Here is a 19,831-nt window from a genome sequence, read left to right on the forward strand (position 1 = left end):
GCGCAGAAACCTGCGCAGTCCTGCGCAGCAAGTTGCTCAGCTTTTAGTGATCTGGCGCACAGTGGGTTTGAGTTCTCGCTTTAAATGATCACAAGACATTGATTTATAAGGTTTTTATTTAATTGGCATGCTTGTCGCTACAGGGAAGGCTCCCGGATCACTGCAGATCCATGACCCAAGGCAAGGAAAGCACTCATGCCAACACCCGCGTATCTGTCCCTCGAAGGCACCAAACAAGGCCTGATCACTGCCGGCACCTTCACCGAAGACTCCGTCGGTAACATCTTCCAGGAAGGTCATGAACACCAGATCCTGGTTCAAGCCTTCAACCACCAGGTCATCATCCCGCGTGATCCGCAGTCCGGTCAGCCGACTGGCCAGCGCGTACACAAGCCGCTGATGATCACCAAAGTTTTCGACAAGTCCTCGCCGCTGATCTTCAATTCCCTGACCTCCGGTGAGCGTCTGAACAAGTGCCGTCTGGAGTGGTACCGCACTTCCTCCACCGGTACTCAAGAGCACTACTTCACCATCGAGCTGGAAGATGCCGTGATCGTTGACGTGCAGTCGCGTATGCCGAACTGCCAGGATCCGAACATGTCTCACTTCACCCACCTCGAAGACGTGTACTTCACCTACCGCAAAATCGTCTGGACCCACGAAGTCTCCGGCACTTCCGGCTCCGACGACTGGCGTACCCCGATCTCCGCCTAAGCATTGGCTGAGTTCGCGTAATACCGCTTCGGCCAGGCTTGTCCTGGCCGAAGCGTTTCTAGTGAGACCTGCGTCGCCAAACACTGACAGGCATCGCGCAAAATCGCGAACAGGCACGGCTGCCAGGCCAAGCCTGGGTTAGAAATGCGCAGTGGTTTGATTCATGGAACGAAACAAGAGGAACAACGAATGTTCGCCGCCGCCAACCAGACGCATTTCAGCCTGACGATCGAAGGCGTTAGCCACGATCTACAGGTGCTCGAATTCAACGGTCGCGAGGCGATCAGTCAGCCCTTCGAGTTCGAACTGGAACTGGTCAGCGAACGTCCTGACCTGGATCTGGAAAGCCTGCTGCATCAGGCCGCCTTTCTCGCCTTCGATCAGGCCGGCCACGGCATTCACGGGCAGATCTACCGCGTCGCCCAGGGCGAGTCTGGTAAACGCCTGACCCGATACCACGTGACCTTGCGCCCACAGCTGGCGTACCTGGCGCATCGCACCAACCAACGCATCTTCCAGCACCTGACGGTGGAGAAGATCATCAGCCAAGTGCTGCAAGAGCACGGCATTCAGGCCAACGCCTACCAATTCCAGCTCGGCTCGATCTACCCCGAGCGTGAGTACTGCGTGCAGTACGACGAATCTGACCTGCACTTCGTCCAGCGCCTGTGCGAGGAAGAAGGTATCCACTACCACTTCCAGCACAGCGAACAAGGCCACGTACTGACCTTTGGCGACGACCAAACAGCCTTCCCCAAACTCGCGCCAACGGCCTATCAGCAAGACAGCGGCCTGGTCGCTGACAAACCGGTGATCAAGCGCTTCGGCGTGCGCGTGGAAACCCGCTCGAGCCGGGTGACCCGCCGTGACTATGACTTCGAAAAACCCAAGCTGCTGATGGAGGCGGACGCCAAGAGCGCGTTCAAACCCGATCTTGAGGATTACGACTACCCCGGCCGTTTTGTCGACCGCGAGCGCGGCAAACACCTCAGCCAGCGCAGTCTGGAACGCCATCGCCACGACTTCGAATTGGCGCAGGGCGACGGCGATCAGCCGCTGCTGGTCAGCGGCCACTTTCTGGCGCTGACCGAGCACCCGCGCGCCAGCTGGAACGACCTCTGGTTGCTCACTGAAATCCACCACGAAGGCAAACAGCCGCAGGTGCTGGAAGAGTCGGTGACCAGCCACACCGAAGTCAGCGATGGTTTCCAGCAGGGCTACCGCAACCGCTTTACCGCCACGCCCTGGACCGTGCTGTATCGCCCGCCGCTTAATCATCCGAAACCGCGCATCCTCGGTAGCCAAAGTGCGGTGGTCACCGGGCCTGCGGGTGAAGAAATCCACTGCGACCAATATGGTCGGGTCAAGGTGCAGTTCTTCTGGGACCGCGAAGGCCAGGCTGACGACAAAACCAGCTGCTGGCTGCGTGTAAGCTCAAGCTGGGCCGGCGACCGCTACGGCGGCATCGCCATCCCGCGCGTGGGCATGGAGGTGCTGATCACCTTCCTCGAAGGCGACCCCGATCAACCGCTGGTCACCGGCTGCCTGTACCACGCCGAACACGTGGTGCCCTACGATCTGCCGACGAACAAAACCCGCAGCCTGTTCAAAACCCTCAGCAGCCCCGGCGGTGGTGGCTATAACGAACTGCGTATCGAAGATAAAAAGGGCGCCGAACAGATCTACATCCACGCCGAGCGCGACTGGGATGAAAACATCGAGCACGACCAGAAAATCCGCATCGGCAACGAGCGCCACGACACCGTCGAGGCCAACAGCTACAGCGAATTCAAAGCCGAAGAACACCGCACCACTCACGCCGACCGCAAAAGCGAAATCAAAGCCAACGACCACCTGACAGTGGGCAACAACCAGCATATCAAGATCGGCACCGGCCAATTTATCAACGTAGGCCAAGAGATCCATCTCTCCAGCGGTCAGAAAGTCGTACTCGAAGCCGGCAGCGAACTGACCTTAAAAGCCGCCGGCAGCTTTATCAAGCTGGATGCCAGCGGCATCACCCTGGTCGGCCCGATCATCAAAATCAACTCCGGCGGCGCGCCGGGAAGTGGGTCGGGGGCGGCGCCCATACTACCGGGGATGGTTAAACCGGCGGATGCGGATGTGCCCGGCGCCGTGCTTGAGCACAGGCTCAAGCAGGCGCGCTTGGCCAACAGCCCGCTGGTCGAGCTTTGCCAGAAGCCTAAAGGCGGTACACCGCTGCAATGTCCGTTGGCCAACTGTCCGTGTCGCGCCGCACTTCAGGCGGAGTCACAAGTATGACAACGCGTATTCAGCAGGGCTTCCCAGGCGTGACCGGGAAAACCTATTTGCTACTGGAAAACGGCGATGAAAAGCTAGAGCGCGTCTATGCCCTGGAGCAAGCTCCAGAGCCCATTTATCTGTTCGCCGATACCGATCTGGCGGCTCATCAGGAGCAAGGTCCACTGCTCCTATGCTTGTCCGGCAGTGCTCTGCTTGATGAATACCGCAATGCACCCAACGAATGGCGCGGCCTGCTTCTGAGCAGCCCGCAACCCCTCGAAGAGCTATTGGCGCATTTGAGGCGCATGCTGATTGTCAGCTTCGATGGCAATCGTAAAGCCCTGCTGCGCTACTACGACCCACGCGTCGCCAGTTACTTTTTTCCCGCTTGCGATGCGGACAGCGTTACGCCCTGGCTAGGGCCTATTCAGCAACTGATCTGGCATGGCGGCACCTGGGCCGACAGCGCCCAAGGCCTGAGCCACTGGCACCGCTTGAGCAATCTCAATGGCACCGCTGTGACCGAACAACCGCTACTGATGCCGCTCAACCAGCAGCAGACCAACGCGTTAGAGCGCCAGCAGCTCGAACACTTCACCTACGAGTGGCTACAAGGCCAATCCGGAATGCCCTTTAGCTTGGCCTGGGATTACCTGCAGCAGGGACTGGCCGCCAGCTTCGATGAAGCTGACGCTCTGCAGGCTTATCTCGATTTGCGCACCCAATATCCTGACCACGCCACTCACCCAATCCCCCCTGCCGGCGACACGCAGCAGCGACTACAGCAGTTGCGTGCCTACCTGGAAGTATCGCCGACACTCAAGGAGTCCCACGCATGACTGCAAAAGTTGGAAGTCTGAGCGGTGGTCCGGCCTGCGAGGCCGGCAAGCTGATCGTCGAAGTCATCGGCAAGGATCACCCGCCAGGACAGCGAATCGTCATCTACGATGAAACCGACAACCAGCAGCAGGAGGCGCTGACCAAACGCCGCAAGTTGGAGCCGCTGGTCGCCCCGGCCTTTAGCAGTACCCTGCATATCTGGCCCTGGGACAATGAACCAACCCGCCACCTTTGGCTGGAAGTTGAAACGGAAAAAGGTGGCCCCCTATTCCTGCCACTGATGAATGATGCCAAGGCCACGCCAAGGCAAGTCGATCAGCAATGGAATCAGATCGTACCGATTGTGCCTCTAACGCCCATGCGTAGTAGCACGAACGAAAAGGATCAAGGCATCCCTGTCCTAGCCAGGCCCGGCTACCTCTATGTTTTTTACCGCGGCAAGCTCTGGCGCGAACTCGAAATCCGTCAGAGCGAAGGTAAGAACACCTATCACGACATAGACGTAAAAGCCTTTCGCCAACAGGACGGATTCTGTATCGGCCCACGTGATGCTTGCGGTAAAGGCTTGCAAGAAATCTGGCTGCCGGCCCGCTGGAATCGCGATCAAGTGAGCGACGTTGAACTTGCCTTTGCCGAGGTGCAACTGCCTGCCGCTCGCCTGCACCGCCTGGAACAGGACACTAAGCTGCGCGCCCAGCGTTGCCAGCGTTTCAATATGCAGGCATCCGCTCAGCAGTTTAAAAAGCTCGGTGCTGGCCCTGACGGGCGTTCCTTGGCTCAGGGATTACTGTTGGCCATTCTCAGTCAGAATGCATCTGCCATGCAGCCTGCCGCAGAAGCCGAAGCGCGCCGCCGTAGCTTGAACAATCGAATCTTCCCCTTGAATCTGACAGAACCGCAGCGCCTGCGTGAACCTCTGTACGAACCGCAATTCGATCATCCCACGCACTATCTACATGATCTTGCCGGCGGCTATCCGGCGAAGTGCTACCAAACAGCGCAGAAGCTTGTCGACGGTTACGAAGCCGGACGCGCTCCCCATCTGCGCAAAGCACCGGAGCTTGACCCGCTGGCGATTTGCCTGGAGCGCAAACTGCTGGCGATGCGTCCATCGCAAGACAAAACCCAGCAAACAAAGCAGAAAGAAAAGCTCGAAGAAAGCGTTAAGAACTGGCAGGCACAACCTGCTGTTGCCGATGCGCTAGCCGATGCTCGCACCCGGCAAATCGCCGGTTTGTTGGTGGAGGACGCGGTATACCGCATGCGTCAATTGCGCGACCGCATTGAAGCCGCCCAAGCAGCGGTGAGCCTGGCCGCCGAACGCGCCAGCCTTCAGCCCCACTATGCGAGTGCACTGCTCGTGAGCAATTTCGTGCTGCCGTTGCGGATCGACGGCAAAACCAATCCCCTGAGCAGCAGCGCCAAGGCGCTGGATGCGGAGGGCCATGAACGCATCAGGCATATTCTTGCCGAGCCGCTTGGTCATCATGCTCAAATCGCTCATGGTCAGGCGCGTAGGTGTCTGGCGAGTTGCCTTAAAGAGCCGTCCAACCAACAGACCCTGGGTGATCTGTTTTGCTTGGACGGTTTCGACTACTTGGGCGCTTTCGCCCTGACCGGGCAATGCATGGCCAGCATGGCCAAGCGACTGAATGACCCGCTGAACCTCAGCTTTCGACGCAAGGCCACCGATCAGGAAAAGCTCCTTCTCGATATCGCCGACAACAATCGTCATCCCTTAAATGCGATGCTCTGGCCAACAGCTGACCAACAGATCTGCATGGCGCCCTACCAAAGCCCAGCGGGCAAGGAAGAGAACCTGGGCGATGGTCGTTTGCGTCCAAAGGCACTTGCTGCACTGGAAAACGCCGCACTGCCCAAGCCAGACAAGGTGCAACTACTGGAAGCCGCTGTTCTGATCGCTGCCGCCCAGCGGGGCGACTTCAAGAGCTTGCTCGGCTTCAAGAGCTCGATTAACGCACTTATGAGCGTACTGGGTGTATTGCAGGGTATCTTGAAGGCAGCGGAAAACGCCGTCACCACTGCCCAAGGCCGAGTCAATCAGGCGACGGCAGAAGTGGACACCTCCGGCCGTAGTGTAGGCCAGAGCCAGGAGGTGCTGCGCAATGACGCCCGCTTGGCCCGATTGAACATATATGAAGCCAGAAGCTTTCAACTGGCTCGCACCATGCTTCCCGAAACCCTGGGCGCAATGCGCTTCGAACGCAGTGGCCGAGTCAATACCCGTGACCACTACATAGTGCGCCCCGACCTGTTGGGCATGACAACAACCGGCCCAGGAACGCGCATGAATGGCACCGTGCGCGACGGGCAGGGCGGTGTAACCGCTACCAGCAATGCCAGCGAGGCCAGAGCCGCGGGCCTTCCCGCCGGTAAACAGGAACATTTACTGGTGGTATTACCGGTTCGTCATGAAACCACCCAGCGCTTGGAGCGGCTCTACCAGCAATTGCGCGAACTCTTCCAGGCACAAGAGAACCTTAACCGGCAGCAAACGAGTTTGAATGAAGCTAACCGGGCCTATCAGGCACGGTTACGCAGTGGGGTATATCGCACACTTAACTCGCCGATCATGCCGCCGCTGATGATGATGTTTGAGTTGTTTAATGTGCGGGCCGAATGGGCCTCTTTGGAGGTGACTTTTCGTAGTCGGAGTAGACTTCGCGCTGGTGTTGGTGTGTTCAGTGCCCTTTATGATGCAGGTCTAGCGCTTGAGCTTCTTGCCGAGCGTGTGGCCCATGATACGAGAGTTATGCGAACGCTGAGTGCGGGCTTGGATCGCACTCTGTTTCGTAACCGACTTGCGGTGGGCAACCTCTTTGCCGCCAATGTCACTACGCGAATGACCCTAGGGGCGGTGGGCGCGGTTCTGTTCACCGGGTTGAATATCTCTGATTCGATCAATGAATTTGCTTTGGGCGACGATGCGGGTTGGGGCTATGCCCTGATGGCCGCCGGCGGTGTCGCCACCTTCGCCAGCGCCTTTATGGTTGGTCCTGCGGCCGGCGCCCCCTTGCTGGCACTGGGGCCCGCGGGCTGGATGATCGCCATCGGCCTGGCTCTGACCCTGGCGGGGGCAGCCCTGGTCTGGTGGCTGGACGATACCCCAGTCGAGGAGTGGCTTAAGCTGGGGCCGTTCGGTAAGGATCAGCCCGGCATTTTTATAGACACGGTGCGCCCAGCCCATCTACTGGATGAGAAAGAGGCCTTCTATCGCCTGGTCGGTTTGTTTGCCGGCGTGCACATACAGGTTGAAGCCAACCCCGAGCAAGCCAAAGCTCGTAGCAGCTATCCCATACCCGGCCAGGAGGCCAGGCACCAAGCCATGCGCGAAGCCAATATACGTATCCAGATTGCCAGCAACTTACCGGGCCTAATCAGCTCCCTGGGGGCCAGTCAGATGCGTGTTGGCATTTGGCAGCGCTTACACCGCAGCTCTCCCAGCCCAAGGGGGGATCGTATGGTGGAAACTGTGGAGCTGCTGCCGGGGCAGAATTTCTATCTGGACACCAGCCTGCATGCGGATAAGGCCAAGCCCAAACCCGCTTATCTGTTGTATCAAGAGCAGACCCCGGCGGGGCTCGATCTGTATCTACGGCAGCCGCCAACCCCACCCGCCCAGCGCAGCGGCATTAGCATTACCATTCACCGCTATAGCTGGGCCGTACGTGCGCAGGTGATTGCAGATGATGGTAAGCAGCAGTGGCATTTCCCTGCCCCGCCACCGGTAGCCCCCCTGCGTTTCAATGCCAGTGAGCATGGCAAACCTAATTACACGGCAACTCAACAGGCTTTCTGGGCCGATGAACAAAGTAATCAGAACTAAGAGGCTGCACCTGCTATGAATACGGCTGTCACCACCCACTATGCCGAAGGTGCCTATGACTCCCGGCATATCCCTAATCAGTCGCCGCAAATCCGTAAGCATGCAGGATTACTGACAACAACTTTGCCTTGGGGTGATACGGAAGATATAGCGCCGTTCAGTTTTATCGATGACTACTCACCAGAACGGTTACGGGATTTGGAAGAAGATGAGCGAAAGAATCCCGGTATTCGGCAGCGCAATGAAGCCATTTTTCATAACTCCTGCAACCATCTTTGTTACCGGCGAGCACATGCATCGCTTTGGACGCAAATATGGTTATATATGTGGGGGCTGGGCCGGGCGCTTACTTTAATCGGAGCTGCCCTGTATTTTTTTATATTTGTTCCGATAATGGCATACATGGAGATAAAGATAGCAGGAGGACTGCGTGAGGCTGTGGATGATCTAGTAACTTCAGCGTGCTGGGTTTTTATTCCCACACTCTCTTGTTGGCTAATAGGTCACATAGCTATATATCGGCTTCCCAGTCATTGGATCTTAAAACCCTCAGAAGGCCCGCTCTGGGAGCTTAATCGACAAACCGGCCAGGTCACTGTTTTTGCGCGTAAGCCCGGACAGTTTTCACATCTAGGTATTGACGGCGATTTCGTTCGGCCATTTTATGAATTCGACGCCTGCGTACATATCCTGCCAAGTCGCCAAGGCCTGCCGCAGTACTCCCTGCACTTGGTGCATCGCTATCAGCCCGTAGCCATCGACTTCAAGTCAGTCATCGGTTTGCAGAGTTCGGAACAGGCCTGTTTTGCGCTCTGGGATATGTGGCAGAACTATATGGATATCAGCCATCCGTTGCCGGAAATACCCACCTGGGAGGAATTCCGCCCGCTTGACCCAACAACCGCCGAACATGACCGTTTGACGGGTCGCAATCCCAGATATTGGCGCGATATGGATAAGGAAACTTATAAGAACGTCATCGATGAGTTGCTAATCCGCATCCAAAAACTCGACGCATTCTCCCGCCCTAATCTGATGAGTCAGCATGTGCGGTATCTGTGACAATATCTTGTATATGACAAGTAAAGGGGCAGATTTGTTTGTTGGCTTGCACCATTAGTCGAAAATAAATCCGCCCTGTTGTCGAGAGCTCGGTGGTTGCTTTCTTGTTGGGGAGAAAGTTGAGAGCGGGTCGGTAGGGTTTTTTAATGAGCTGTTGATGTGCAGGCTACTTTAGTTAAAGTAAGCTCCAGCACGGAAGGATTTAAGTGTTTTCTCAGCAACCACAACATGGATGATATCGATGCGTACAAAACCATTACTTGCGATTCTTTCTTTGGCGCTGTTCAGCCAGTTTTCCTATTCAGCTGTTTTATACGATGCTCGCTTTGCCTCGCCGCCAAATATCGAAGGGCAGTCCATCGTTGTTGACGGTACCCCGCATACGCCTAGCCGGGTAACCATGGGCGCAGTGGAGATGCGTTCCGGCTTCGCGGGGCAGCTGGGCAGCTGGGCAGCTGGGCGGTTTTCAATGCCCCGGGCTGCAGCTATGACCAGATCCAGTTCAATCTCCCGACAGGGCTGACGATGGCCTACGTCAGTTGGGATATGTTCCCGAGCATGCTTAACAACAGCGAGAGTGCCTTTAACGTGCATCTGGACAGTACAGGCTATGGTGCCCGTAGCCTGTCCATGCATGGCGGTCAGAACAGCATCCAGCTATTCAATTTCGGCAAATCAGCAACGCTTTCCAGTCTTTCCAACCAGACGAAGTACCGTGTACTGGCTCGGGTGGATGCGGCGAGCGATCAGCTGGAAATTTCGATTAATGGCAATCCGGTATACAGCGGCACCTTCGGTAGTCCTGACCTTACCAGCGTGCGCATGACCCTCTCACCTTGGAAGGGCGGGGCAACTCAATGCAATGACAGCGCTGCAGCACTCAGTAATGTCCTGATTTATGAGGACCCAAGCGACCTTGAAACGCCGCCTGCGCAGAGCATTGGAGTGACCTTCAAGTTGGTACCCGGTTATCCGACCTCCGTATCGGCTAATGGTGGATACCTCAGTTATTACCGTGGTATTCAAAATAGTGGTGACGTGCCGCTGAATCTCTATACCTGGATCACCGTCGACTTGCCCGATGGCACGGGGTTTCCGTTACGCCAGAGCCACTCAGTGAGCTTGCAGCCGGGAGCCAGCATGGCCACGGTACAAAACGGTTTATTCATTCCGAAATGGTTTCCAGCCGGTGATTACAAGGCACGCATGGTGGTGGTCAACCAAGTGACTGGGGAACAGTTTAATCACGATATCCCTTTTTCACTAAGCGACCCTAATCGACGCTCGGTACTCCTGAACAAACGCCCCGTTAATGGGGCGTTTGTTTGTGAGCCGTGTGCAGGGCATAACCCTGCAAGATTTCCAGCTCAGTTCTGTGTTCAGGCCAAGTGCCCTCAGGGTAATTCTGCTGAGGCCGGCATTAACTCCGGCCTTTCCCTCTGCAGTTTGCTCTGCAGCATTTCCAGCTGCTCCAGCGCGGCGCGGGCTTCGTCTAGTTCGGTTTGGCTGCGTTCGCCTGATTGGGCGGCTTGTTCGATGCGCTCGCGGATGGCGGGGATTTGTTGGACACCGCTGGCGTAGGCCATTATCTGATCACGGGTTTGTTGTTCTTCGAAGGCGTTGTACTGCGCCGGGTCGGCCAGTTGGGCGGCGGACGCGGGTTGACGGGGGTTGAGTTGGCCGAGGGCCGGGCTGCGTGGGTCGCCTTGGTCGGCCATTAGCTGGATCAGCATTTGCGCTTCCTGCGCATTCAATTGCGCTTCGTTGGGCGGTTCTTCCATCGGCTTTTCTGCCGGCGCTGGGATTGCTACTGGTTGCTGTGTTGGCAGCGCGGCGGGTATCTCTGGCGAGCGAATGGCCTGGTTAGATGGCGTTGAGGATTGTGGCGCAACGGCTGGCGCGGTGTCGGCCTGGGGCGTGCGCACAACTACGATGGTCACTGCAGTGATCACCCCAAGCAGGCCGATGCCGAGCCAGGCCTTCATAGCCCTTCTACCTTGGCATTGGTCAGCAGGGCGTCGACGCGAGCCTGGAAGGCTTGGGTTAGCTGCTCCTTGGCGACGGCCTGGTTGACCTCATAACGCACGCTGGGGTCGCTAAGCGGCAGTTGCTTATCCTCACGGCTGCGCACCTGGACGATCTCGAATGTACCGTCGATCAGCATCGGCTGGGAAATGCTATTGGCCTTTTGCAGCAGTGCGGTCTTGCGCAGAAAATCCAGTTGCGCATCCTGCGGACGAATCAGGCCGAGGTCGCCGGGTGGCGTGTGGCTCTTGGTATCGGCCAGTGAGTAGCGGCGCACGGCTTCATCGAAGCTCAAGCCCTTTTGCAGTTCGGCATACACCCGGTCGGCACTGGCTTGATCGGCCAGGCGGATATGGCTGGCCTGCACTTGGGTAACGTTGAGGTAGAGCTGCAGGTTGCGCTGGTAGTAGGCCTCGGCATCCGCATCACTGATCTGGCTGGCGCGCTCGCGCAGGCTGGCGGTTTCATGGTGGAAGTCGTTATGCAGACCAAGCTGGTGCAGGTACTTGTGGCGGACGAGTTTGTCGCGCACCAGCTGGCGGATGCCGGCCTGTTCTTCCGCGCTAAAGCCTTTCTCTCCGAGTTGATACCAGAGGTAGTCACGCAGCGCCTGTTGGCGCACCTGTTCGGCCAGGTACACTAGGTTGCCCTGTTGCAGCTCCACTCGACCTTGTACGTTGTCTCCCTGATACAGCTCCAGCAGGTTCAGACGTTGTTCGGCCTGACCGGGGAACTGCCAGCTGATTAGCTGTACCTGCGCGGCGTCGGCCTGCTGTTGGGGGCTCAATTGCAGGCTATCGAGCACTACGCCCTGCGTTTGCGTAGTCAGCACCTGGCGCAGGCGCGCGCTGCTCAGCGCCTGTGGCTGGCGCAGAAAGGGCCGTACATCGTGGTCGAACTGACGGCCATAAACTTGCTCGATCAGGTTGGCCGCCTCGCGCTCGACCAGCGCATCCAGATCGCTGCGGTATTTGCTGCTCAGCTCGGCTTCCACCTCGCGGGCCAGCAGGTGGTTTTCTGCCAGCCCCGTGCGTAGCAGGCGCAGGTCGGTATTGAATTTGACCCGGGTCATGGCCTGCTCCAGCAGGCCGATGCTCTTGCCGGGCAGGCGTTCACCGTTGATGCACATGTCCTGGCTGCCCAGGGCTGACAGGCAAATGCCGGTCAGCCCCAGTACCAGCAAACTGCGCTGGATAAGCCCGCGCACCTTACAGGCCTCCCTGGCCATAGAAGGTGTTGGCACCCTTGGTCAGCACGCTGACGGTGAGGGCGATGGACTCCGGAATCAGCTCCTTGGCCACCCGCAGGCGCGTGGCGTAGCTGGTGTCGTACAGCGGCTCGGGGCGCTGATAGGCGACCTGGGCGGTCTGGGTCAGCAGATCGCGGATCGGCTTCTGTGCGTCATAGCTGCCGACGCGATTGGCCACTGCCGCCATATTGTTCAGGCCTTCGCTGAAGTAATGATCGTCCACCCAGCCTTCCCAGCCGGAGTGGCCATTGCCCGAGGTGACCCAGGCATGGTGCGGCTGCGCCACATCACCGGTGGTGTGCAGCGAGTAGCCGATGGTTTGCAGGGACGGTGCGTTCTTGAACTGATCGAACCAGTATTTGGCCAGGTTATCGATAGGCTGGAAGGCCGCTGTCTGGAAGTCGCCGTAGTGCGTCTGCCCGTTGGAGGACGTGCCCTGACGGTAATGCGCTTCGGTAGTGTCGAAGTCGCTTTTCTTCAGCTCGCGGTTGTACAGGTAAACCATGGCGTACCAGTCAACGTCGCCGCTCCAGCTGCCATCCACCTTGCTGTAGCGGTAGTCGTAGCCGCCGTGGTCGTTGCCGTGGGCGTCGCCCTGGCGGGCCATGTTGATAAAGTGCCAGTAGGACGTGTAATTGACGATGGAGGCCGCTGCGCCATACACCGGCGCGTGCTCGTAGCCGACCCACCAACCGCCCAGGCGGGTGTCCTGGAAGTCATCGACGTCGTAGGCGGCCTGGCCGAGGATTTCCCCCGCGCGGGCTTCGCTGCCGGCGGCGCCGACGTAGAACTGGTAGGCGCGTTTCATCTCGGGCGTGGCGTGCGCCGAGTTGAGGAAGGCCAGGGCGTCCTTGACGATATTCTTGTGTGTAGGTTGCGACCAGGCGCAGGCGTGGCTGGCGCTAAAAGCCAGGCCTAGACCAACGGCCAGGGAGGTGAGGGTTTTCATAGGGAAGGCGCTCTTTTGTTGTTGGAGTTGAGCAGTATTAGCGGTCATTGATGGCAAAACTGTTGCAATGCCGCACGCCAACTTAAAGCCTATGCGCCGGGTTGTCTCAACCCAACTAAGGGTTGGTGGTGTAGGCCAGCTTCCTTGCGCGCTTTAGGCCGCACCGCTGTTCTTATGGCGCAAGGGCGTCTGGATGCTGAGGCATTGGCCGCCTGAGCCAAGCTGCAGAGTGTGAGACGTGTCTCGCTTTGGGGCTGCGCATATCACCGACAATGCCGCGCCGGCCGGGACGCCGCTGCCTCTCGGCTACTCCATTGCCTCAATCCTCAAGGACGATGACCATGAAACTGCAGTTCTCCCTTTCCGCGCTCGCGCTCGCCACCCTGCTTTCCGGCTGCCAGAACATGAGCCCTGACGCCATGCTTAGCACCGGGCTGCAAACCATGCAGGCTGTCACTCTCAGCGATGCTGAAGTGAAGAGCATGGCTGACGATGCCTGTGTGCAGATGGACGCCCAGTCGCCAATCGCGCCAGCCGATAGCACCTACAGCAAACGCCTGGAAACGATTGCCCGCAACCTCGGCAGCCAGGTCAACGGGACGCCGGTTACTTACAAGGTTTACCTGACTGACGAAGTCAACGCCTGGGCCATGGCCAACGGTTGCGTGCGTGTGTACAGAGGTCTGATGGACCTGATGAACGACAACGAAGTGGAAGGCGTGCTGGGCCACGAGATGGGGCACGTTGCCCTCGGCCACACCAAGAAGGCGATGCAAGCGGCCTACGCTACTTCGGTGGCTCGTGGCGCAATTGCCTCTTCCGGCAACAGTGCCGCCATGGCGTTGTCCAACTCGCAACTAGGTGATTTGGGTGAGGCGCTGATCAACGCGCAGTTTTCCCCGTCTCAGGAAAGCGCAGCCGATGACTTCTCTTTTGATCTGCTGAAACAGCGCAATATTCCGCTGCAGGGTTTGGCCAGTGCCTTCGACAAGCTGGCTCAGCTCGGCGGTGGCGACAGCAGCATGTTTGACTCCCACCCAGGCTCGGCCGATCGCGCCGCGCATATCCGCCAGCGTATCGCTGCCGAGAAGTGATCGACGATGGGCCACAATAGCGGCCCCATCTGTTTCAGGAGTTACCCATGCATAACCGATGCGCTCTGTTGATCTGTGCTTCTTTGCTACTGGCTCCGCAGATAAATGCCGCTAGCAGCGATGAGTTGGATGCTCGCTACAATGACTGCCTGGAGACTAGCGAGGGGCTTGCTAACAGCCTGGTTGCAGCCTGCGCTGAGGGTGTTTCGGATGTTGCGAAGAAACAGATGAACCTTACTTACCAGCGCCTATACCTCACGCTGCAACAAGCTTCGCCGGAAGATGCCAAGCAGCTCGAGGAGGCGCAGAAGGCCTGGCTTATCTATCGCACCGCGCATTGCGATATGCAGGGCAAGCATATTGGCTCGCCGATGTACTACACCTGCCCAATGGAGCTGAACATCGACAGGCTCGTCGAACTGGAATTTTTGCTCGATAACGGCGGCTAGAATCCATCGTTCGCCCGAGGCTAACCCGCGGCAGATTACTCACCCGCTATGTCCTGACTGTGCAGTGCCCCTGTCTCGCTGCTTTCCAGCACCACATAGGCACTGGCGCAGAACAACGAGTTGAGGCGTTTCATATCGGCGATCAGCTCCATATGCAGGCCGCTGGTTTCGATGCTCTGCACCACCTGATGGTGCAAGCGGCTGACGTGGGCGTGGGCCAGACGGCGTTCCTGAGCGCGGAAGCGGCGCTTTTCACGCAGCAGTTGGCGCGCGCTTTCCTTGTCGGCGGAGAGAAATACCGACAGGCCCAGGCGCAGGTTGGCGGTTAGTTGTTGATGCAGATTGGCCAGCTCTGCCAGGCCGCTATCGGAGAAGGAGTGACGCTGGGCAGTTTTCTGATCCTGCACCTTGCCGAGCATGCGTTCGATGATGTCGCCGGCCTGCTCCAGGTTGACCGCCAGCTCGATGATCTCTGCCCAACGTCGGTTGTCGTGGTCGCTCAGGGCTTCGCGCTGGATCTGCGCCAGGTAGAGTTTCACTGCACTGTAGAGCGCATCGACATCATCATCGAGGCGGCGCAGTTCCTTGCTAAGTGCCGTATGTCCGCCCTGCAGCACCTCCAGTAGATGGTTGAGCATGGTCTCGATCAGGTCGCCGATGCGCAGGGTTTCACGCACCGCATTGGCCAGCGCCAGGCTCGGTGTGGCCAGCGCTGTAGGGTCGAGGTGGCGCGGGCGGGCGACGCCGTTCTCATCCGGGCGATCCGGCAGCAGCCAGTTGCAGAAGCGCGCCATCAGCCCGACCGTGGGCAGCATCAGCAGGCAGCGTAGGCCGTTGTAGAGCAGGTGAAAGCCGATCACCAACTCTTCGGGGCGCCAGTTCAGGCTGTCCAGCCAGTTGGCCAGCGGGTCGAGCAGCGGCATCACCAGCAGCAGGCCAATCAGCTTGTACAGCAGACTGCCCAGGGCCACGCGCCGCCCTGCAGGGGTTTGCAGGCTACTGGTGAGAAAGGCCAGCACGCCGCTGCCGATATTGGCGCCAATCACCAGGCCGATGGCCACGGGCAGGCTGATCAGGCCGGCACCGGTCAGGGTTGCGGTGAGCAGCACGGCGGCCAGGCTGGAATAGGAAATCAGCGCGAACAGCGCGCCGACCAGCGCATCCAGCAGCAGGTCGCCGGTCAGTGAGGCGAACAGCACGCGGATACCTTGCTCCTGGGTGATTGGCGTGGCGGCAGCGACGATCAGCTCGAGGGCCAACAGCATCAGCCCCAGGCCAATGGCCACGCGGCCGAGCTGGCCGGCGCGGGTCTGTTTGCGCGAGAGAAAGAAGATCACGCCGAGGAAGATCAGCAGCGGGCTCAACCAGCTCAGATCAAGGGTCAGCACCCGCGCCATCAGCGCCGTACCGACGTCCGCGCCGAGCATGATCGCCAGTGCCGGAGTCAGCGCCATCAGCCCCTGAGCAACGAACGAGGTAACCAGTAATGCAGTGGCGTTGCTGCTCTGCACCAGCGCGGTAACACCGATGCCGGCGGCAAAGGCCAGCGGGCGCTTGCTGACGTTATGGCTAAGCACCTTGCGCAGGTGCGAGCCATACACCCGCAGGATGCCGGTACGGACGATATGAGTGCCCCAGATCAGCAAGGCGACGGCAGACAGCAGATTCAGCAGGGTGAGCATGGTGCTGCTCCCTGGCGCGTCAGCCCGGTTGCAGCGTGACGCGCGGCTTTTACTTGTTATAAAGGTCCATCGTGTAGAAGCGCAGACCCTGTATTTAGCTTTAGCTGGGGTTGGCGCTGCGCGCCAGCGCGCGACACAGCCTGTCGTGCAATCCCGCCAGGCTGCGTGAGCTGATAACCTTGCCCGCTACTGAACGGAAGCGACTCCCTCTGATGCTGACGCTTTATCACGCCCCTGACCTGGAAACCCTTGGCGAGCTGGCCACCACCCTGCTCGCCACCCCCATGCATGACCCCTTCGCCCCGGCGCTGGTGGTGGTGCCGAGCCAGGGCATGGGGCGCTGGCTGACCCTGGAGCTGGCGCGCAAGCAGGGCATTGCCATGCAGCTGGAGGTGCAGCTGCCGGCCAAGTTCGTCTGGGACCTCTCGCGCCTGTGCCTGGGGCAACTGCCGGAGCAGTCGGCGTTCAGCCCTACCAGCCTGAGCTGGCGCTTGTATGACTGGCTGTGCGAGCCGGCTCACCTGAGTGAGGCGCCGCGTCTGGCGCATTACCTGGACGGTGGCGATGAGCGGCGGCGTTTGTCACTTGCCGTGAAGATCGCCGACGTATTCGACCAATACCTGCTGTATCGCGACGACTGGCTGGCCGCCTGGGAGCGCAATGAGCAGCAGGACCTCGGCCCGGATGAAGCCTGGCAGGCGCTGCTGTGGCGCGAGCTGACCCGTGACGGCCACCCGCACCGCGCGCGTTTGCTGGAAGAACTGCTCACCCGCCTGTATGACGCCACACCTATCGCCGAACTGCCCGAGCGCATGCTGGTGTTCGGTATCAGCTCGCTGCCGCCACACCATATGCGCGTGCTCGAAGGCCTGGCGCGGCACACCCAGGTAATTGTTTTCGCCCTCAACCCATGCCGTGAAGCCTGGGGCGAGATTCGCGATATTCGAGAGCTGGCGCGGCAACCCGAAGCCAGCCCTGAAGACTGGTACCTGGATGTTGGCCACCCACTGCTGGCCAGCCTGGGCAAGCAGGGGCGCGACTTTTTCGACAGACTGTTCAGCCTGGCCTCCAGCGAGGGCAGTCAGGAAATCGGCTTGTATTCCGAAGACGCTGACCTGCACGATGCCAGCCTGTTGCAGGCATTGCAGAACGACATCCTGCGCCTGCGCACACGCACTGCTGATGAGCGTTTGCGGCTGCGCGAAGACGACCGCTCGCTGGAGCTGCACGTCGCCCACTCGCCGCTGCGCGAAGTGGAAATCCTGCATGACCAGCTACTCGCCCGCTTTGCCGCCGAGCCCAGTCTGACCCCGGATCAGGTGGTGGTGCTGACTCCGGACATTGAGCGTTACGCACCCTATATCGAAGCGGTGTTTGCCCCGCGCGAGGGCGTGCCGCGTATTCCCTTCAGCCTGGCCGATCGCAGCCTGCGCGCGGAAATCCCGCTGATCGAAGCCTTCCTTAACCTGTTGGCGCTGCCCGATAGCCGCTTTGCCGCCGAGGAAATCCTCGCCTGGCTGGAACAGCCGGCCATCGCCCGCCGCGTCGGCATCGAGGCGGAGGATTTACCGCTGCTGCGCGACTGGCTGCGCGAAGCCGGCGTGCGCTGGGGTCGCGATGAAACGCACCGCGAGCAACTGGGGCTGCCGGCCGACGCAGCCTTTACCTGGCGCCAAGGGCTGGATCGCCTGCTGCTGGGCTTTGCTGCGCCACCGCAGTTGGCCGGTCTGGCTGCGCCACTGTTGGGTACCAACTGGCCGCTGGATGCGCTGGAAGGAGGGAGGGCACAACTGCTCGGGCGCCTGGCTGGTTTTGTCGAGCGTTTGGCTACGCTGGCGCAAGGGCTGCAACGGCCGCGCGGCCTGGGTGAATGGGCCGAATCCCTGCAAGGGCTGATCGATCAGCTGTTTGATGAGCGCGAGGCCGGTGACACCCTGTTGCTGCTGTCCAAGGCCTGCGCCGCGCTCAAGGAGCAGGGCGAGGCCTCGGGTGTTGAACGGCCGATCGAGTTGGCGCTGATCCGTCAGCAACTGACCGCCGCCTTGGAACAGGGCAGCGCCGCCTCGGGCTTTCTCACTGGCGCGGTGACCTTCTGCACCATGGTGCCGATGCGCAGCCTGCCGTTTCGCCTGGTCTGCCTGCTTGGCCTGGATGACGGTGCCTTGCCGCGCCGCACCCCGGCAGCGGGCTTTGACCTGATCAGCCAGAAGCCCCGCTGTGGCGACCGTGCACGCCGGCTGGATGACCGTTACCTGCTGCTGGAAACCCTGCTCTCGGCCCGTGGCGGCCTGTACCTGAGCTACGTCGGCCGCGACCCGCGCAGCAATGCCGAGCTGCCGCCTTCGGTATTGGTCAGCGAGCTGCTGGATGTGGTCGACCTCACCGCCGTTTGTGAAAGTGGTTGTGGGAGGGGCTTTAGCCGCGACGAGTCCGAGCTCGGCGGAAAAGCCAGCGCTCATATCACCCATCACCACCCGCTGCAGCCCTTCGCCCACGGCAACTTCGCCGGCAACCGCCATGCCGGCTTTGCCGCGCCCTGGTTCCACGCTGCGCAGCGCTTGAGTCAGGCGGTGCAAACCCCAACGCCCTTTGCCAGTCCGTTGGATAAGCCGGATCAATATTTGCCGGGCGGCGTTCCGCTCAGCATCGAGCCGAGCCAGCTGATCCACTGCTTCAAACACCCGGCGCGCTACCTGCTGGAACAGCGTCTCGGCCTGCGCCTGGCGCAGAGCGAGGAAACTCTGGCCGGTGACGAGCCGTTCAGCGTCGAGTGGACCAGCCAGCATGGCCTGCGCCAGTTGGCCTTGCAGGCCATCGAGAACGGTTGGAGTGAACGCCAGGAACGCGCCGTGGCGGCGGCGTCAGGCTGGTTACCGGTGGGCGAGTTGGGCCAGGCGCACTGGGGACAGATTCGCGGGCCGATCCGCGCCTTCGCCCCGACGCTGTTCGATGAACGTCCGGAGGATGCGCCGCAACCATTGCTGGTGGACCTGGAGGTGGCCGGTGTACGCATCCATGGCTGGCTGGATGGAGTGACCCGCGCGGGCCTGTTCGACTACCGCCTGCGTGATCTCGGCGCCTGGGAGCTGGCACCGTTCTGGCTGCGCCATCTACTGCTTAACTGCGCTGCCACACCTGACATCAGCCGCGATAGCCGTCTGCTCTCGCCGAAAAGTGAATGGCGTCTGGGCGCGTTGGCCAATGCCCGTGAACTGCTGCTGCCCTGGCTCGAAGCCTACAAAAGCGTGCTGTGCGAGCCGCTGCCACTGTTCGCCAAATGCAGCCACGGCTTTGCCCGCAAATGGCGCAACCCCGGGCGCAAAGAGCCAATTGACGCCGCCCGCAGCGAAGCGCGGGTGATGTGGCAAGGCAATGACTTTATGACCGGCGAAGGCCAGGACCCCTGGAATGCCCTGGCTTTTCGCGACCGTGAAGCGCTGGATGAGCGCTTTGAAACGCTGGCCGAGCAGCTTTACGGCCCGGCGCTGGATGCCCTGCAAGGCAGCGGGGAGGATGAGTGACGGATATTTCTTGCCATGTAGGTACATAAATACTCTGGCGGGATCTGTAGCGAGACGTGCCACTAGCTATACAGATGCTTCTTGATATGTATAGAAAAATCGGATAACTATACATATTGTGCTTGGCCCGTATA

General features: G+C 59.7%; 12 protein-coding genes and 1 pseudogene. 9 read left to right on the top strand and 4 right to left on the bottom strand.

The window, feature by feature from the left end:
* The first annotated feature begins 195 nt into the window (after positions 1-195).
* The 6 genes and pseudogenes from BLW24_RS08300 to BLW24_RS27140 form a co-directional block, all read left to right on the top strand.
* The gene (locus BLW24_RS08300) at positions 196-714 is read left to right on the top strand and encodes an Hcp family type VI secretion system effector (RefSeq protein ID WP_090379049.1); all 519 of its coding nucleotides are present in this window, start codon (positions 196-198) and stop codon (positions 712-714) included.
* 189 nt (positions 715-903) lie between these two features.
* A complete protein-coding gene (locus tag BLW24_RS08305; protein ID WP_090379052.1) occupies positions 904-2,997 on the top strand; it encodes a type VI secretion system Vgr family protein in 2,094 nt (697 codons plus the stop codon).
* Complete coding sequence (locus BLW24_RS08310; protein WP_167360346.1) at positions 2,994-3,818, top strand: DUF4123 domain-containing protein; 825 nt, start codon at positions 2,994-2,996, stop codon at positions 3,816-3,818. The genes BLW24_RS08305 and BLW24_RS08310 overlap by 4 nt, the downstream gene beginning before the upstream one ends.
* Positions 3,815-7,666, top strand: coding sequence for a toxin VasX (locus BLW24_RS08315; RefSeq protein WP_090379059.1), 3,852 nt, complete (start codon positions 3,815-3,817; stop codon positions 7,664-7,666). The genes BLW24_RS08310 and BLW24_RS08315 overlap by 4 nt, the downstream gene beginning before the upstream one ends.
* Positions 7,667-7,681: 15 nt before the next feature.
* Positions 7,682-8,728 (top strand): hypothetical protein, encoded by a 1,047-nt coding sequence (locus tag BLW24_RS08320; RefSeq protein WP_139272653.1) that lies wholly within the window; start codon positions 7,682-7,684, stop codon positions 8,726-8,728.
* 822 nt (positions 8,729-9,550) lie between these two features.
* Positions 9,551-9,967 (top strand): annotated as a pseudogene (locus tag BLW24_RS27140) (RbmA family biofilm matrix protein); the annotation flags it as partial.
* Between the two features lie 155 nt (positions 9,968-10,122).
* On the opposite strand, the gene BLW24_RS08325 reads toward BLW24_RS27140, so the two are convergent.
* Genes BLW24_RS08325 through BLW24_RS08335 form a run of 3 tightly spaced genes read right to left on the bottom strand, consistent with a single transcriptional unit; the run spans position 10,123 to position 12,951 of the window.
* Positions 10,123-10,713, bottom strand: a complete 591-nt coding sequence (locus BLW24_RS08325) for a hypothetical protein (RefSeq protein WP_090379063.1) — start codon at positions 10,711-10,713, stop codon at positions 10,123-10,125.
* Entirely contained in the window at positions 10,710-11,960 is a 1,251-nt protein-coding gene (locus tag BLW24_RS08330; RefSeq protein ID WP_208600155.1) for a peptidylprolyl isomerase, read from the bottom strand. Before BLW24_RS08330 ends, BLW24_RS08325 begins: the two co-directional genes overlap by 4 nt.
* 1 nt (position 11,961) lies before the next feature.
* Entirely contained in the window at positions 11,962-12,951 is a 990-nt protein-coding gene (locus tag BLW24_RS08335) for a phospholipase C/P1 nuclease family protein (protein ID WP_090379068.1), read from the bottom strand.
* Between the two features lie 341 nt (positions 12,952-13,292).
* Here BLW24_RS08335 and loiP point away from each other — a divergent pair, with 341 nt between their 5' ends.
* On the top strand, positions 13,293-14,045 hold the full coding sequence (gene loiP, locus BLW24_RS08340; RefSeq protein WP_090379071.1) for a metalloprotease LoiP: 753 nt from the start codon (positions 13,293-13,295) through the stop codon (positions 14,043-14,045).
* Between the two features lie 47 nt (positions 14,046-14,092).
* Complete coding sequence (locus BLW24_RS08345; RefSeq protein ID WP_090379074.1) at positions 14,093-14,494, top strand: lysozyme inhibitor LprI family protein; 402 nt, start codon at positions 14,093-14,095, stop codon at positions 14,492-14,494.
* A gap of 35 nt (positions 14,495-14,529) precedes the next feature.
* Here BLW24_RS08345 and BLW24_RS08350 read toward each other — a convergent pair whose 3' ends face one another.
* The gene (locus BLW24_RS08350; protein WP_090379077.1) at positions 14,530-16,176 is read right to left on the bottom strand and encodes a Na/Pi cotransporter family protein; all 1,647 of its coding nucleotides are present in this window, start codon (positions 16,174-16,176) and stop codon (positions 14,530-14,532) included.
* A gap of 212 nt (positions 16,177-16,388) precedes the next feature.
* On the opposite strand from BLW24_RS08350, the gene recC reads away from it, so the two are divergent.
* Entirely contained in the window at positions 16,389-19,697 is a 3,309-nt protein-coding gene (gene recC, locus BLW24_RS08355) for an exodeoxyribonuclease V subunit gamma (protein ID WP_090379080.1), read from the top strand.
* Positions 19,698-19,831 lie beyond the last annotated feature (134 nt).

It is taken from the genome of Pseudomonas anguilliseptica, from assembly GCF_900105355.1.
GTDB classification, from domain to species: Bacteria; Pseudomonadota; Gammaproteobacteria; order Pseudomonadales; family Pseudomonadaceae; genus Aquipseudomonas; species Aquipseudomonas anguilliseptica.